The organism is Pseudoalteromonas sp. BSi20439 (assembly GCF_000241165.1).
In the GTDB taxonomy this organism is placed as follows: domain Bacteria; phylum Pseudomonadota; class Gammaproteobacteria; order Enterobacterales; family Alteromonadaceae; genus Pseudoalteromonas.
Window position 1 is genome coordinate 88375 of sequence record NZ_BADW01000010.1, and the last position, 14349, is coordinate 102723.

11 protein-coding genes and 3 pseudogenes are annotated in these 14349 nt (G+C 40.8%); 7 read left to right on the forward strand and 7 right to left on the reverse strand.

The window, feature by feature from the left end; translation table 11 throughout:
- The first annotated feature begins 153 nt into the window (after positions 1 to 153).
- Positions 154 to 732 (forward strand): type 1 glutamine amidotransferase domain-containing protein, encoded by a 579-nt coding sequence (locus P20439_RS01020; RefSeq protein WP_008113663.1) that lies wholly within the window; start codon positions 154 to 156, stop codon positions 730 to 732.
- Between the two features lie 63 nt (positions 733 to 795).
- Here P20439_RS01020 and trpA read toward each other — a convergent pair whose 3' ends face one another.
- The 6 genes and pseudogenes from trpA to P20439_RS01050 all read right to left on the reverse strand — a co-directional run bounded on the left by trpA (position 796) and on the right by P20439_RS01050 (position 7382).
- Positions 796 to 1617, reverse strand: a complete 822-nt coding sequence (gene trpA, locus P20439_RS01025) for a tryptophan synthase subunit alpha (protein WP_008113662.1) — start codon at positions 1615 to 1617, stop codon at positions 796 to 798.
- Positions 1614 to 2797 (reverse strand): annotated as a pseudogene (gene trpB / locus P20439_RS01030) (tryptophan synthase subunit beta). The gene trpA and the pseudogene trpB overlap by 4 nt, the downstream one beginning before the upstream one ends.
- 7 nt (positions 2798 to 2804) lie before the next feature.
- Positions 2805 to 4169, reverse strand: a complete 1365-nt coding sequence (gene trpCF / locus P20439_RS01035; protein WP_008113652.1) for a bifunctional indole-3-glycerol-phosphate synthase TrpC/phosphoribosylanthranilate isomerase TrpF — start codon at positions 4167 to 4169, stop codon at positions 2805 to 2807.
- Positions 4162 to 5199, reverse strand: a complete 1038-nt coding sequence (trpD, locus tag P20439_RS01040) for an anthranilate phosphoribosyltransferase (RefSeq protein WP_008113651.1) — start codon at positions 5197 to 5199, stop codon at positions 4162 to 4164. The genes trpCF and trpD overlap by 8 nt, the downstream gene beginning before the upstream one ends.
- 10 nt (positions 5200 to 5209) lie before the next feature.
- Positions 5210 to 5812: an aminodeoxychorismate/anthranilate synthase component II gene (locus tag P20439_RS01045; protein ID WP_008113648.1), complete on the reverse strand. Its 603-nt coding sequence runs from the start codon at positions 5810 to 5812 to the stop codon at positions 5210 to 5212.
- 1 nt (position 5813) lies between these two features.
- A complete protein-coding gene (locus P20439_RS01050; protein ID WP_008113647.1) occupies positions 5814 to 7382 on the reverse strand; it encodes an anthranilate synthase component 1 in 1569 nt (522 codons plus the stop codon).
- A 444-nt stretch (positions 7383 to 7826) separates the two neighbouring features.
- On the opposite strand from P20439_RS01050, the gene P20439_RS01055 reads away from it, so the two are divergent.
- The 5 genes and pseudogenes from P20439_RS01055 to P20439_RS01075 all read left to right on the forward strand — a co-directional run bounded on the left by P20439_RS01055 (position 7827) and on the right by P20439_RS01075 (position 11424).
- Positions 7827 to 8681, forward strand: a complete 855-nt coding sequence (locus P20439_RS01055; RefSeq protein WP_008113644.1) for a PHP domain-containing protein — start codon at positions 7827 to 7829, stop codon at positions 8679 to 8681.
- Positions 8678 to 9297: pseudogene (locus tag P20439_RS01060) on the forward strand (L-threonylcarbamoyladenylate synthase). The gene P20439_RS01055 and the pseudogene P20439_RS01060 overlap by 4 nt, the downstream one beginning before the upstream one ends.
- 2 nt (positions 9298 to 9299) lie before the next feature.
- Positions 9300 to 10139: a ScpA family protein gene (locus P20439_RS01065; RefSeq protein WP_008113640.1), complete on the forward strand. Its 840-nt coding sequence runs from the start codon at positions 9300 to 9302 to the stop codon at positions 10137 to 10139.
- 145 nt (positions 10140 to 10284) lie between these two features.
- Positions 10285 to 10841: pseudogene (locus P20439_RS01070) on the forward strand (cytochrome b).
- 1 nt (position 10842) lies between these two features.
- Positions 10843 to 11424: a YceI family protein gene (locus P20439_RS01075; protein WP_008113637.1), complete on the forward strand. Its 582-nt coding sequence runs from the start codon at positions 10843 to 10845 to the stop codon at positions 11422 to 11424.
- Between the two features lie 43 nt (positions 11425 to 11467).
- Here the strand turns inward: P20439_RS01075 and P20439_RS01080 are convergent, their stop codons facing one another.
- Positions 11468 to 12301 (reverse strand): TIGR02285 family protein, encoded by an 834-nt coding sequence (locus P20439_RS01080; RefSeq protein ID WP_008464018.1) that lies wholly within the window; start codon positions 12299 to 12301, stop codon positions 11468 to 11470.
- Between the two features lie 827 nt (positions 12302 to 13128).
- Between P20439_RS01080 and P20439_RS18855 the strand changes: the two genes are divergently transcribed.
- Positions 13129 to 14322 carry a TonB-dependent receptor plug domain-containing protein gene (locus P20439_RS18855; protein WP_008113631.1) on the forward strand — a complete coding sequence of 398 codons (1194 nt, stop codon included), beginning with the start codon at positions 13129 to 13131 and terminating at the stop codon, positions 14320 to 14322.
- Positions 14323 to 14349 lie beyond the last annotated feature (27 nt).

Sequence of the window (14349 nt, forward strand, 5' to 3'; positions counted from 1 at the left end):
TTTATTACCTTTGCCTGTAGTATCTGCAATCAGTGTAAATAATTTACATTGCTGGCTTATTCATATTTATAAAATCTTATTATATTCAGCGTGTTATATTTGGTATGTGATATGCAAATACAGTTATGTATTGAATGAAATAAGGAGTATTTAATGAGTAACTTACATAACAGTAATCGTTTACAAGGTAAAAAAATTGCCATTTTAGCCACCGATGGATTTGAGCAAAGCGAGTTACTCTCGCCACAGGCTGCTTTACTTGAAGCGGGCGCCGATATTGAAGTTGTTTCTATTAAAGAAGGGCAGATCACCGCATGGAATAAAGACAATTGGGGTGAAAAAGTAACCGTTGATAAATTAGCTGCCAATGCAAATGCCGCTGATTACGATGCGCTTTTACTGCCAGGTGGTTTGTTTAACCCCGATAGCTTACGCCAAGACTCGGACGCTAAGGCATTTGTAGACGGCTTTTTTGGGGCAAAGAAAAACAAACCCGTTGCCGCTATATGTCATGCGCCGTGGTTACTGGCTGAAATTAATAAGCTCAGAGACAAAAAGGTTACTTCGTATCCTAGTATTAAAAGCGATTTAATTAATGCGGGTGCTAACTGGGTTGACCAAGAGGTTTGTGTTGATCAAGGCTTAGTGACTAGCCGCAGCCCTGCAGATTTAGACGCGTTTAATGCTAAATTTATTGAAGAGATCCTTGAGGGTAAGCATCAAGCGCATTAAGTTAGCACTTCAAAACAAAAAGGGCATATTAAATGCCCTTTTTTAGTGATTAAAAATCGTTGATTAAAGCGCTGTTGCGGCTTTCATCTCACTTACAAATGTTTTTAATTGTGTGGTCATTGCATCTAAATCATTTAAGTTTGCTTCAATGATTTTTACGACTGCAGAGCCTGAAATTGCCCCCGCAGCACCGGCTTTAAGCGCGGCTTTTACATCATCAGGTGTTGAAATACCAAAACCTAATAATGCAGGCGCACTGTGGTACTCTTGCAGGCGTGTAACCACATGGGTTGCAGGCATTTGTGCTTTAGTATCGGTGCCTGTTACCCCTGCACGAGACAGTAAGTAGGTATAGCCGCGACCGTACGATGCACACTCACGTAGCGTATCGTCACTGGCGTTCGGCGTGGCGATAAAAATTGGGTCTATACCATTGGCCATGGCGGCTTTTCTAAACATTTTCGACTCGTGCAATGGCACATCAGCCACCAAAATAGAGTCAACGCCTACTGCTTTTGCATCAGTGTAAAATTTTTCTAAGCCACGTTTAAATATTAAGTTTGAATACAACAATAAGCCAATTGGAATATCGGCATTGTACTGGCGTATTTCTTTAATAATATCAAAACAATCTTGTGTATTAATTTGTACATCTAAAGCACGAATATTGGCCTTTTGAATAACAGGGCCATCGGCAATCGGGTCGGAAAACGGAATACCTAATTCAAGCCCGTCAGCGCCGCCATCAATTAAGCTTTTAATAATTTCGATGCTTTGCGCTTTACCCGGATCGCCAATGGTCACAAACGGTACAAACGCACCTTGGTTTTGCTCTTTTAGTGCGGCAAACATTTGTCCGTAACGGTCAGTTTTTACTTGGCTCATAGTTGACCTTCCTCTGATAATACCTTGTGTACATGGGCTAAATCTTTATCGCCACGACCACTTAAATTAATAACAATAATACTGTCCTGCGTTTGCTCTTCTGCATATTCGAGGGCGTAGGCTAGCGCATGACTTGATTCAAGCGCAGGAATAATCCCTTCGTGTTTAGCCAATGCTTGAAAGGCATCAAGTGCTTTGGTGTCGGTAATACCTACATATTGAGCACGGCCCGTTTCGTGTAAAAAGGCATGTTGTGGCCCTACAGCAGGGTAATCTAGTCCCGCTGATACAGAGTAAGACTCTTCAATTTGACCATCTGTATTTTGCATAATATAAGTGTAAGTACCGTGCAAAATACCTTTTGTTCCCTTACAGATGGTTGCGCCATGCTCGTGCGTGTCTAACCCTTTACCTGCAGGTTCAACGCCAATAAGCTTAACGCTTGGCTCATCAATAAAATCGGTAAACATACCAATGGCGTTTGACCCACCGCCTACACACGCAATAACCGCATCAGGCAAACGGCCTTCGGCTTTAAGTACTTGTTGTTTTGCTTCTTCACCAATTATTTTTGATATTCACGTACAATAGTCGGGAATGGGTGAGGACCCGCGGCTGTACCTAAAAGGTAATGAGCGTCTTGATAATTTGCTGACCAGTCACGTAATGCTTCATTAACCGCATCTTTTAATGTGCCCGAGCCTGCCGTTACTGGAATAACTTCAGCGCCCATGAGTTTCATTCTAAATACGTTTGGCTGCTGGCGTTCAACATCTTTTACACCCATGTAAATACGGCATTTTAAGCCAAGCAATGCACAGGCAAGTGCAGTGGCTACACCATGTTGGCCGGCGCCGGTTTCTGCTATGACTTCTTTTTTACCCATGCGTTTGGTAAGCAGTGCTTGGCCTAATACTTGGTTTGTTTTGTGCGCACCACCGTGGAGTAAATCTTCACGCTTTAAGTACAGTTTAACTTTAGGGTTTTTAACTAAGTTACGCGTTAGCGTAAGCGGCGTAGGGCGACCCGCATACTCGTTAAGTAATTTACTTAGCTCTGCCTGAAACTCAGGATCTTTTTGTGCTTTATTAAATTCGTTTTCTAACTGCTTAAGCGCAGGGACAAGCAGTTCCGGTACAAACATACCGCCAAACTCGCCAAAATAAGCTGGATTTTGCATTTTAACCTCAATAATTTCTGATACTTGTAAAAGCATGATGTAGTTTGTTTGCACACTTTTTCCCTGGAGACTCTTCAACACCTGAATTTAAATCAAGTCCAAGAGCACCTTGAAAAAGTGCATCGCTAATATTGTCTGGGTTTAAGCCGCCAGCAAGCATAAATGGGGTCGTAGCATCGCGAAGCACTGACCAATCGAATGTTTTGCCTGTGCCGCCAGCCTGTGAATCACTGTGGGTGTCGTATAAATGGCGATCTGCGCCTGCAATAGGTTGTGGTAAAACATCTTTTATCGACTGTGCTTTCCAAATTTCACAATTACGTGGTAATTCATTACGTAACGACGCAATGTATTGTTCATCTTCTTGGCCATGTAATTGAACGGCTGATAATTTAAGTTGTTTAACGTGTTCAGCCACGTCAGATATAGCGGCATTAACAAATACACCGACAAATTTTAAAGGCGCACTTTGGCTGATTTCTTTGGCGCAATCCAAATCGACAAAGCGGGGGGATTTAGGGTAAAAAATCAGCCCGCCATACACAGCGCCATTGTTATAGGCTGCCATAGCGTCTTGATTACGGGTTAAGCCGCACACTTTGTTCTCGCCTAATATTACGCGGCGGCATGCTTGTAATAAATCAGCTTCAGCCATTAATGAGCTGCCAATTAAAAAGCCATTGCATAAAGGGGCTAAGCGTTTTACATCTTGATGGGTGTAAATACCTGACTCAGAAATAACCACTTTATTACTAGGAATAAGCTTACGTAGTCGTTCTGTAGTGGCTAAGTCGGTGCTTAAGTCGCGCAAATCGCGATTATTGATGCCAATTATTTGCGCATCAAGTGCCAGCGCACGGTGCACTTCTGCTTCGTTACTTACTTCAGTTAGCACCGACATATTTAACGAGTCGGCAACGGCATGCAGTGCTTTGTATTGCTGATCGTCAAGCACTGATAGCATCAGTAAAATAGCGTCGCCGCCATATATACGTGCCATATAAACTTGGTACTCATCAATAAAAAAGTCTTTACAAATAAGCGGCTGTTCTACTTGGCTGCGCACAAATTCAAGGTAATCAAAACTGCCTTGAAAGTACTTTTCGTCAGTTAGTACACTCATACAAGTGGCATATTGCTTATACGCTTGGGTGATTTCTGTTAAATCAAATGGCTGACGAATCAACCCCTTAGAGGGCGATGCTTTTTTGCATTCTAAAATAAACTGTGTGCCAGGTGCCGCTAACGCTTGATAAAATCTACGTGTGGTGGGTTTAGCTTGATGCTTAAAGCTCTCAAGTGGGCGCGCTGCTTTGCGCTCAATGAGTTCTATTTTTTTATCAGCAATAATTTTATCTAATACATTAGCCATGACTTACCTCAACAATTGCATTTAGTGTGTCCATGGCCTTGCCTGAACGTAATAAAGAGTGTGTGATTTGCGCACCTTGTTTTAACGATTGTGCTTGGCCTGTTAAGTACAGCAATGCGGCTACATTAACAACAATAGCGGCGTTGTGTGCCTCAGTGCCTTTACCTTGTAAAATAGCAAGGCTGGCGTTTGCGTTGTATTGTGGGCCTTCACCGGCTAATTGTTCAAGTGAATAGTTTGCAAGGTCAAAATCACTTGGGTTGAGTGTGTACTGGGTGATTTTGCCATTATTAAGCTCTACAACCTGTGTTGAGCCATGTAAGGCGATTTCGTCAGTACCGGAGCCGTGTACTATCATAGCGCGTTTAGTGCCTAGAGTATTAAGCGTTTGTGCCATAGGCATGCATAAAGACTCATCGTACACGCCCAGTAATTGCACCTCAGGAGCGGCTGGATTAGCCAGTGGCCCAAGAATATTAAAAATAGTTCGGGTTTTTAAACTGGTACGCACGTTCATCGCATGACGCACGCCGCTGTGATAGTGCGGTGCAAATAAAAAGGTAAAATTTGTATGTTCAAGGCATTTAGCCGCTTGTGTGGGAGTCATATCGATATTGATCCCCAGTGCTTTGAGTAAATCAGCAGACCCTGAATTACTCGACACGCTGCGATTGCCATGTTTTACCATATTAATACCAGCTGCTGCCGCTACAATCGCGGCGGTGGTACTAATATTTATAGTGTTTGAACCATCGCCACCAGTACCGCAACTATCAGCAAGTTGCGTTTTATTAGTGATAAAGGGAACGGCATTTTCACGCATTGAAGCGGCTGCACCGGCAATCTCATCGCTTACTTCACCTTTCATTTTAAGGCCAATTAGTAACGCAGAGAGTTCAATATCGCTCATATTGCCTTGCATAATTTGGTCAAATAGCGCTTTTGCTTGCGCGTAACTCAGTGACTGCTTTGCAATAATATGCTCAATAGCGTGTTGAACATTAAGCGGGCTGTGTAATTGATTAGTCATAATGTTCCTTTTATTTCGCACGTGTTAAATAAGCAACGCTTTGTTGCAGTAGCATTGCGCCATTGGGCGTTAAAATAGACTCTGGGTGGAATTGATAGCCCAGTGCATTGTCTTGATGATGATAAATAGCCATTGGTATATCTTGATACTTGGCAATAACAGCTAAGCTATCAGGTACTTTTGTTGCCATTAATGAGTGATAACGTGCCACCGGTATAGTGCTACCCATGCCGTAAAATACAGGGTGATCATTTAAATTTATAATTGATGACTTACCATGTACGGTTTCACCAGCGTGACCGATTACTCCGCCATAGCTTTGTGTTAGCGCTTGTTGGCCTAAACAAATACCTAGCATTGGAAACTGGCCCTTACACAGGTTAATTAACTCCATAAGGCAGCCTGCATCGCTAGGCGCACCAGGGCCTGGTGATAATACCAGCAGTACTTGTCCACGCTCTGCCTGCATTTTGTCGAATATGACCTCTGCGCTAATGTTGTTTCGGTAAACCACTAACTCAGAACCTAGCATTGTTAGCTCATCAACAAGGTTGTAGCTAAATGAGTCAAAGTTATCTAAAAAGTAAATTTTAATAGGGTGTGCTTCACTCATTTTATACTGCCTTATACGTCGATTTAATCGCGGTGATCACCGCTTGGGCTTTAGCGCGCGTTTCGTTTGCCTCTGACATTGGATCTGAATCGAATACAACCCCAGCACCGGCTTGCACATACGCAATATTATTTTTAACAAAGGCGGCACGAATAACAATACAGCTGTCCATGGCACCGTCACCGGTTAAATAACCAACCGCGCCACCATAGCTACCGCGACGTTTGCCTTCTGTTTTACGCACTAATTCTGCCGCACGTACTTTGGGTGCACCCACTAAGGTACCCATGTTCATACAGGCTTGATAAGCATGCAGGGCATCTAGTTCTGGTTTTAATGTTCCAACTACGCGTGATACTAAATGCATTACTTGTGAATAACGGTCTACTTTTAATAGCTCTTTTGCATGGCGAGTACCAGGCACGCTAATACGAGCCACGTCGTTACGCGCTAAATCAACCAGCATTAAATGCTCAGCTCGTTCTTTTTGATCGTTTCTGAGTTCAAGTTCAATACGGCTATCTAAATCAGGATTAATTTGCCCATTTGCAAACTTGCCCCGTGGACGAGTACCTGCAATCGGATAAACCTCAACTTGTTGAGATTGAACCTCATATTTAAGCGCAGACTCTGGGGATGCGCCAAATAATGAGAACTCTTCATCACGCATGTAAAACATGTACGGGCTAGGGTTTTGCTTTTTAAGCTGGCTATAAGCATGTAATGAGTCAGGGCACGGCAATGAGAAAGTGCGAGAGGGCACCACTTGAAAGATATCGCCATCAACTATGTGTTGTTTAAGCTTAATCACTTGCTGGCAGTATTGCTCATCACTAATATCAACATTTACAGGGCAATCACCCGTTTGACTTGGGGCACTAAAGTCTGCGGCGTGGTCACACAATGTATTTAGGCGCTCTAATTGTTTGCCCACTTCAAAACAGTTTGCGTGAACATCTGGGCCATTAAACACATTGCCAATTAACTCGGTTGTTTGTTTTTGGTGATCAATAACAACCAGTGTTTCTGCTAAATAAAATACGTAGTCTGGACAGGTGTTTTCACCGTCGGGTACATCGGTTAGTTGTTCAAAGTTAGCCACCATGTCGTAGGCAAATACGCCGCCTAAAAACACTGAGAACGGATTGTCAGTGGTGCTTTTAATACTATTTAAACAAGTGCGTAGTGCACTAAAAGCGTTATCTGCTATCAGTTTGCTAGCTTGGTCAATGGTGTCATCGGCTGGGTGATACTCAAGTGTGAGTGTGGTATCGGTTAACTGTGAAGCGCAGTTTTGTACATTAGCTTGCAAATAGTTAAGTAGTTGTTGGCCGTTGTTTGATTGTGCACTGATGCTCACTTGGTTGCCTTGGCAAACAATACGTAATGCACAATCAACCAGTATTAAGCTTTTTACGCTATCTTTTGAATCTATCTCTGCAGATTCAAGCAATAGTGAGTTAGGTTTATCAAGTGCCGCATACAAGGCAAGTGGGCTACTTATGTAGTCTCTTACTTGCGTTATGCTGGTCACTTCACCTGGTGTTGTTGTTATATGACTAAAAATCAAACCTCATCCCCTAAAAAAATAAAACCCCGCAATGCTAAGCAGTGCGGGGTTTGAATAACGATGTCTAAATTATAGATAGACCATTACCGTCCCGCTATGCCAGGCGCCACCACCAATGATGTGTAAGAGTGTTTACGTTATTCATGTTTTTAATTCCTGTTAATCTTGTATTGCAAAATTTAGTGATAAAAAAACCCGCATGGTAGCGGGTTAGAATTTTTTGTTTAGACACGACAATTCATCACCCTTTGTTTTAAGAGTGCCACCACCAGATGATGTTTTGAATTGTATTTTTCATTGTTATTTATTCTTTAATGTCTAAAAGTGGCTACAGTAAAACGTATCAACTGCTTTTGTGTCAAGTGTTTATTTAAAACAATTTCGTTAAAAAACTTGTTATACTGTGTGAAACACCCTTAAACCATTAATTAAAGTAGTTTTCATTTGATAAAATACGACTTACATAGCCATACAACGCACTCAGACGGACACTTAACGGTTGAGGAATTATTAGCGCGAGCAGTCGATAAAAAAATTGATGTATTTGCCATTACCGACCACGACACTGTGGCGGCAATTGAGCCTGCGCAGGCTTTTATCAAACGCGAAAACTTGCCGCTTAAACTGATTAATGGGGTTGAAATATCAACTAAATGGGAGAGTTTTGAAATTCATATTGTTGGGCTAAATATTGATACCAATGATAGCACTTTGCATACATTACTCACCGAGCAACAGCAAAAGCGCGAAACCCGTGCAATTGAAATAGGCCACCGATTAACTAAAAATGGCTTTGAAGGTATTTATCAACAAGCCCGCGAGCTGGCTGAAAATGCGCAAATTACTCGCGCTCACTTTGCCCGAGCCTTAATTGCGCGAGGTGTGGCTAAAAACTTTCCTGGGGTATTTAAAAAGTACTTAGGGCGAGGAAAAACCGGTTACGTACCGAGTAACTGGTGTGATATGCAAACGGCAATTAAAGCGATTCATGCCGCCGGTGGAGTGGCTGTTTTAGCGCACCCAAGTAGCTATAAAATGTCGAATAAATGGTTGCGTAAACTACTCGTGGAATTTAAATCAGTGGGCGGTGACGCAATGGAAGTTGCCCAACCGCAACAGGCCCCGAGTGAGCGTCAGTTTTTAGGCTTATTGAGTCAAGAATACGATTTGCTTTGCTCTCAAGGCTCTGATTTTCATTTTCCGACTAGTTATTTAGAACTTGGAAAAAATTTATACTTACCTAAAGATTGCCAAGGGGTTTGGCAAACATGGGAAAAGCACGAAGGAGTTGCATTATGAGTCAATTATTTCATATACATCCGGATAACCCACAGCCTAGACTAATCTCTCAAGCTGTTGATATTATTAAGCAAGGCGGCGTAGTTGTGTACCCAACAGATTCGGGATATGCGATTGGCTGTAATTTAGGTAACAAACAAGCTAAAGAGCGCATAGAGCGTATTCGCGGCATTGAAAAACACCATAATTTTACTTTAGTATGCCGCGATTTATCTGAGCTTTCTACTTATGCTCGGGTAGATAACCAAATGTTTAGGCTGATCAAAAATAATACCCCGGGGCCTTATACGTTTATTTTTAAAGGCACAAAAGAAGTACCTAAACGCTTATTAAACGATAAGAAAAAACCATAGGTATTCGTGTTATTGAACACCCAATTGCCTGTGCGTTGCTTGCTGAATTGGGTGAGCCATTAATGTCATGCTCACTTATTTTGCCGGGTGATGAATACACGCAAGCGGATCCAGATGACATTTTGGAGCGCCTAGATAAGCATGTCGATTTAATTATTCACGGCGGATACCTCACAGAGCAAGCAACCACGGTAATTGATTTATCAGAAGACGATATTCAAATTTTACGTGTCGGCTGCGGTGATACGGCTCCATTTGAATAACAATGAAACAGCCTGAGACGGTTTCGTTAATACCTACAGAGAGGCTAGTGCAGCAAAAGCTGCCACTGGCATTTTTGCATGGTAAAGCCGTTGTTGATAAGCCTGAAGATTTATATATTCCCCCTGATGCGCTTGAAGTTATTTTAGAAACTTTTGAAGGCCCGTTAGATCTGTTGCTTTATTTAATTAAAAAGCACAAGTTAGATGTTCTCGAATTATCTATATTTAGCATTACTGAGCAGTATGTAAAATATGTAGAAATGATGAGTGAGTTTCAGTTAGAACTTGCTGGCGAATATCTTGTAATGGCAGCATTGCTGGCGCAGATTAAGTCGCGGTTGTTACTGCCTGTGCATGAAGAATTAGAAGAAGAGGAAGATCCCCGCGCCGAACTTATAAAACGTCTACAAGAGTACGAACAATTTAAAAAAGCGGCCGAAAATATAGATACTTTACCCCGCGTTGGTCGCGATATATTTATCGCCAATGCAACTTTCCCAGAGTTAGAAGAAAAAAACCAACCCTTACCCGAACTGGCAATCAAAGATCTATTGTTAGCGCTAAGCGACGTAATGGCACGTGCTAAAACATTTGAGCATCATTTAATTAGTGCAGAAACCCTGTCAACTCGTGAACGTATGAGTTTAATTTTACACACTTTATCCCAAGCAAAAGCGCCCGTTGCGTTTACTCAATTGTTTACCTTTGAAGAGGGGCGTAGTGGGGTTGTTGTTAGTTTTATCGCGATGTTAGAACTAATCAAAGAGGGCTTAATTGCGTGCTTGCAAGTTGAGTCTGATAGCCAAGTATATGTGTCTCTTAACGAGTCAGCAGAAAGTTAACCTTCCTTAGATTTATTGCAATTATACTAAATTTACTGTCTTTACTGTGCGTATACGCACGGTGAGTGTTTGCATATGCTATTTTAATCGCCAGTTATCCATTATATCGTAATGCTATTACTAGATTAGGGATTGGCAATAGGCAATGTTTAAAAACTCAAAAACCGGTTATGGCTTAGTGGCTATACTTTTACACTGGCTAATGGCGCTGACCATCTTTGGTTTGTTTGGTTTAGGTTTATATATGGTATGGTTGAGCTAACTTACTACGATAGCTGGTACAAAGGCTCATTAGATTTACATAAAAGCATAGGGCTAAGTTTAGCCGCTGTATTTGTTTTTAGACTGTTATGGCGTCGATTTAATGTAAAACCTAGCCCTATTGGTACCAACACACAATTAAACCAGCTCGCGCAAACGGCACATATTTTAATGTATTTGTTTTTAGTGATCATTATGGTGTCTGGATACTTAATTTCTACTGCTGATGGACGACCAATCGAAGTGTTTGGCTTGTTTTATGTGAAAGCCATCGACTTTACCTTTGATTCCCAGGCGGATATAGCAGGGCAGATTCATTATTACAGCGCATGCTTACTGATAGGGTTTGTGGTGCTGCATATTTTGGGTGCGTTAAAACACCACTTTATTGATAAAGATAAAACATTAATTAGAATGATCAAATTACAAAAGGAAGCTTAAAATGAAAAAGTTATTATTAACTTCAGCGTTATCAGCAGCGATGTTTATGACGGCTACCCATGCCAATGCTGCAGATTATGTTATTGATACCAAAGGAGCACATGCCTTTGTTAATTTTAAAATTAAACATTTAGGTTACAGTTGGTTGCATGGGCGCTTTAACACCTTTGATGGACAGTTTAACTACGACGCTAAGAACCCAAACGCATCTCAAATTAGTGTAAATATCGACACAGCAAGCCTAGATTCAAACCATGCCGAACGAGATAAACACTTACGCGGTGGTGACTTTTTAAACGTAAGCAAATACCCACAGGCTAGCTTTAAAAGCACTGCCATTAAGTTTGATCAAGACGGTGAAGAAGCGACAGTAACCGGTGAGTTTACCCTTCATGGCGTTACAAAGACAATTAGCTTTGAAATAGATAAAATTGGTGAAGGTCAAGATCCATGGGGTGGTTACCGTGTTGGTTTTGAAGGTGAAACCAGCTTAAAGTTGGCCGACTATGGTATTGATTACGACTTAGGCCCTGCGTCAACGCATGTTGATATTGGGTTATTTATTGAAGGTATTCGTCAATAATACCGTTTTATAGTTAAAGCTAAGCGCGATCTCGCTTAGCTTTTTACTGTAAATGTAGAGTCAGTTTTGGCTTTAAATCATTCGGCAGCCACCGAGTTAATACCTGCTTATATTCTTTAGTTTGTTTAAGCATTTTTAGTTGCTGATTGAGTGTGGCAATATCTTCTGCGCCTTGCTCGTTTTTAGTGCAGCCAATATAACCGTAACTAATTTTTGGTGCTTCTGTTAGCATACGCTGCGTTAAATTATCAGTAAACCCCATCGTTTTTGCTAAGTAATAATGCTCACTGGGATAACCTAGCAAAATATCAATTCGCTCTAAATTAAGCATATAAGTTAATGTACTCAGGGTATCGCGAGTGGGTCTAATAATGATGTTTGTATTAGGTGTGGTATTAATTATTTTATCAATCTCGCTGCCGTATGAGCGATTCATCGATACACCTAAGGTGAGTTGTTTTTTCACTAATAAATGAGTTAATGACACCGACTCACTGCTTTCGATATCTAGCGCAGCACTCAGCTTTTGATGCATGGCAATAGAGGGAGAAAGACCTGCTGTAGAGCTTTGATGCGTGAAATAAACACGCTCTTCTCGGTATTTGTTTTTATAAAGTGATAATGCACAAGCATTAGATTGCTGGTTTGCAAGTTCCTGAATGACTTTACCAGAGGGGATAATGACTCGTTCAAAGTTAATATGCGGGAGTTGTTGCTCTAACAGCGAAATAATACTTTCATCACGTCCCTGAGATTTATCCGGACCGCTTAAAATGTAATAGGGCGCAAAGTCATGCGTTAACCATTTTATTGTTCTGGCATCACACGTTGTGCTCAAAAATACACAGACGAATAGTATTAACCACGAAAACTGCATTTACACTACAACGAATAATTAAACATGAATTTAAGTGTAGTCAATAATATCCCAAAAAGTAAAATGCCAGCTTTATGCTGGCATTTTAAATTTATTTATAAGTGTTTAACTTATGAATAACTAGCTGGCTTTCAGCCATTTTACAAATTGACGTGCATCGCTTGCTTTTTGAAACAACGCATTTTTCAAACCCTGTGTATCACTAAAGATTACACGATGTTTGTTAACCGAAATTGATTGCACTGGATGTGCTATTTGGATCATAGATCCGTTATATTTGTATGACATAATAAAACTCACTTTATTTTTGTTATTTATTCTGGGCTTTTTCTTAAAGCACATTACAGATGATAAATAATCACATTGTGTTTAGCTTCATTACAGTGTTGACGATCTTTATGACACTTTTACGATGATATTAAAATAAATCATCAAGGTATTAATAGGGGTTCTCGCCGTACAATAACTTAGCTTTTGAATATACGTTTTGCGGGGCTTACTGGATCAGGGTAAAGAGGTTAACCGCTAGGGCTTTTTATAGCCAAGCAGCAATATTACGTCACAACATTTTTCTTTGCAAGCAATTTATTAAAATACTTTGAATAGTATAAAACTTTCATGTAGGCAGTCTGTCTTTTCCTATAATCCTAACCTGAGGCTATCTTTAAATATTAATTTGCTATGTTTGCGCAGTATCCACGCAAATGCTGGAAAAATACATTTGTAGCCATTAAAAATTAAAATATTTTTACAGCACAGTTTAATTGGTTGATTAGTATGTACTTAAACATATTGTTTACATTTGTTAAGCGTAAAGGTCACGTGAAATGAAAAATAAAGGCAAGCTTCTTAATAAAAACCTATGGTTGGTATGCTTACCAGGCTTTTTACTGCCACTGCAGGCAAAAGTAGTTGTAGAGGGTGGAAATGATGACCAACCGAATATGGAAATCATCGAGGTTTATGCGCAAAAAAGAGCGCAAAAAATTGAAGAAGTCGGCATTTCTGTAAGCACAATAAAAGGGGGGGATCTCAAAGCGCAACACGTTAAAGATTCGACTGAGTTATCTGTATTTGCCCCTAATTTAAAAATTAGTCAAAACGCGGCGGAAGGTACACCGCCAGCAGTTAATATTCGTGGCGTAGGGCTAGTTGATTACAACACCGCGAATACATCGCCGGTGGCTATGTATGTTGATGAAATAGCAGTGGGCTCTGCCAGTAACCAAATTGTTAACTTATTTGATATTGAGCAGATTGACATTTTGCGCGGCCCTCAAGGAACTTTATTTGGTCGTAATTCCACTGGTGGGGCTATTTTAATCCGCTCTAAACGCCCTGAGTTTGAACAAAGTGGTTATTTAAGTACAGGTGTTGCTAATAATAATGCAACCAGTGTTGATGCTATGTTTAATTCGGCTATTGGAGAAGACACAGCCGTTCGTGTTGCGCTAAACCATCAAAATTATGATTATTCTACAAACAATATTTTTGCTGATTCACCAACAGCGGGCATGCGGCAAACAAATGGTCGAGTATCTTTTTTAGCTGACTTTGACACTGTGCAGTTGTTGATAAAAGGGCATATTTCCGATTGGGATGGCATAGTTCAGCCTGTTGGCAGTATTGGAGTTATTGCTAATCCGCTGACTGGAGAGCGGTGCTCGCCAGCACAAGCAGGTTCAACCAACTGTTTTGATAACTTTGGATTTAATGATGGCAGTGATGATTTTTATACTGTAAGCGTTAATAATAATTCGCCACATAAAACCGATGGTAAGGGGATTAGTGCCCATGTAAATTGGCAGTTGGACTCACACAATGAGCTTATTTCACTAACTAGCTATAACAAGTTAAAGCGTGATCATGCCTTTAACTGTGATGGCTCTCCAGCACGGTTATGTGAAGGTAATTTAGGTTTAAATACTGATTTAGTAACGCAGGAATTTCGGTTGCAATCTCAGCTCGCAGAGCATTTTCTTACAACGGGAATTTACTATGCTGATGAGTCTATTATTTAAGATAATGTAAATGATATTTTACGAGAT

Excerpts from the sequence above, each read along its gene's own strand:
- P20439_RS01020 (WP_008113663.1), top strand. The coding sequence starts at position 154 with ATGAGTAACTTACATAACAGTAATCGTTTACAAGGTAAAAAAATTGCC.
- trpA (WP_008113662.1), bottom strand. The coding sequence starts at position 1,617 with ATGAGCCAAGTAAAAACTGACCGTTACGGACAAATGTTTGCCGCACTA.
- trpCF (WP_008113652.1), bottom strand. The coding sequence starts at position 4,169 with ATGGCTAATGTATTAGATAAAATTATTGCTGATAAAAAAATAGAACTC.
- trpD (WP_008113651.1), bottom strand. The coding sequence starts at position 5,199 with ATGACTAATCAATTACACAGCCCGCTTAATGTTCAACACGCTATTGAG.
- P20439_RS01045 (WP_008113648.1), bottom strand. The coding sequence starts at position 5,812 with ATGAGTGAAGCACACCCTATTAAAATTTACTTTTTAGATAACTTTGAC.
- P20439_RS01065 (WP_008113640.1), top strand. The coding sequence starts at position 9,300 with ATGAAACAGCCTGAGACGGTTTCGTTAATACCTACAGAGAGGCTAGTG.
- P20439_RS01075 (WP_008113637.1), top strand. The coding sequence starts at position 10,843 with ATGAAAAAGTTATTATTAACTTCAGCGTTATCAGCAGCGATGTTTATG.
- P20439_RS01080 (WP_008464018.1), bottom strand. The coding sequence starts at position 12,301 with ATGCAGTTTTCGTGGTTAATACTATTCGTCTGTGTATTTTTGAGCACA.
- P20439_RS18855 (WP_008113631.1), top strand. The coding sequence starts at position 13,129 with ATGAAAAATAAAGGCAAGCTTCTTAATAAAAACCTATGGTTGGTATGC.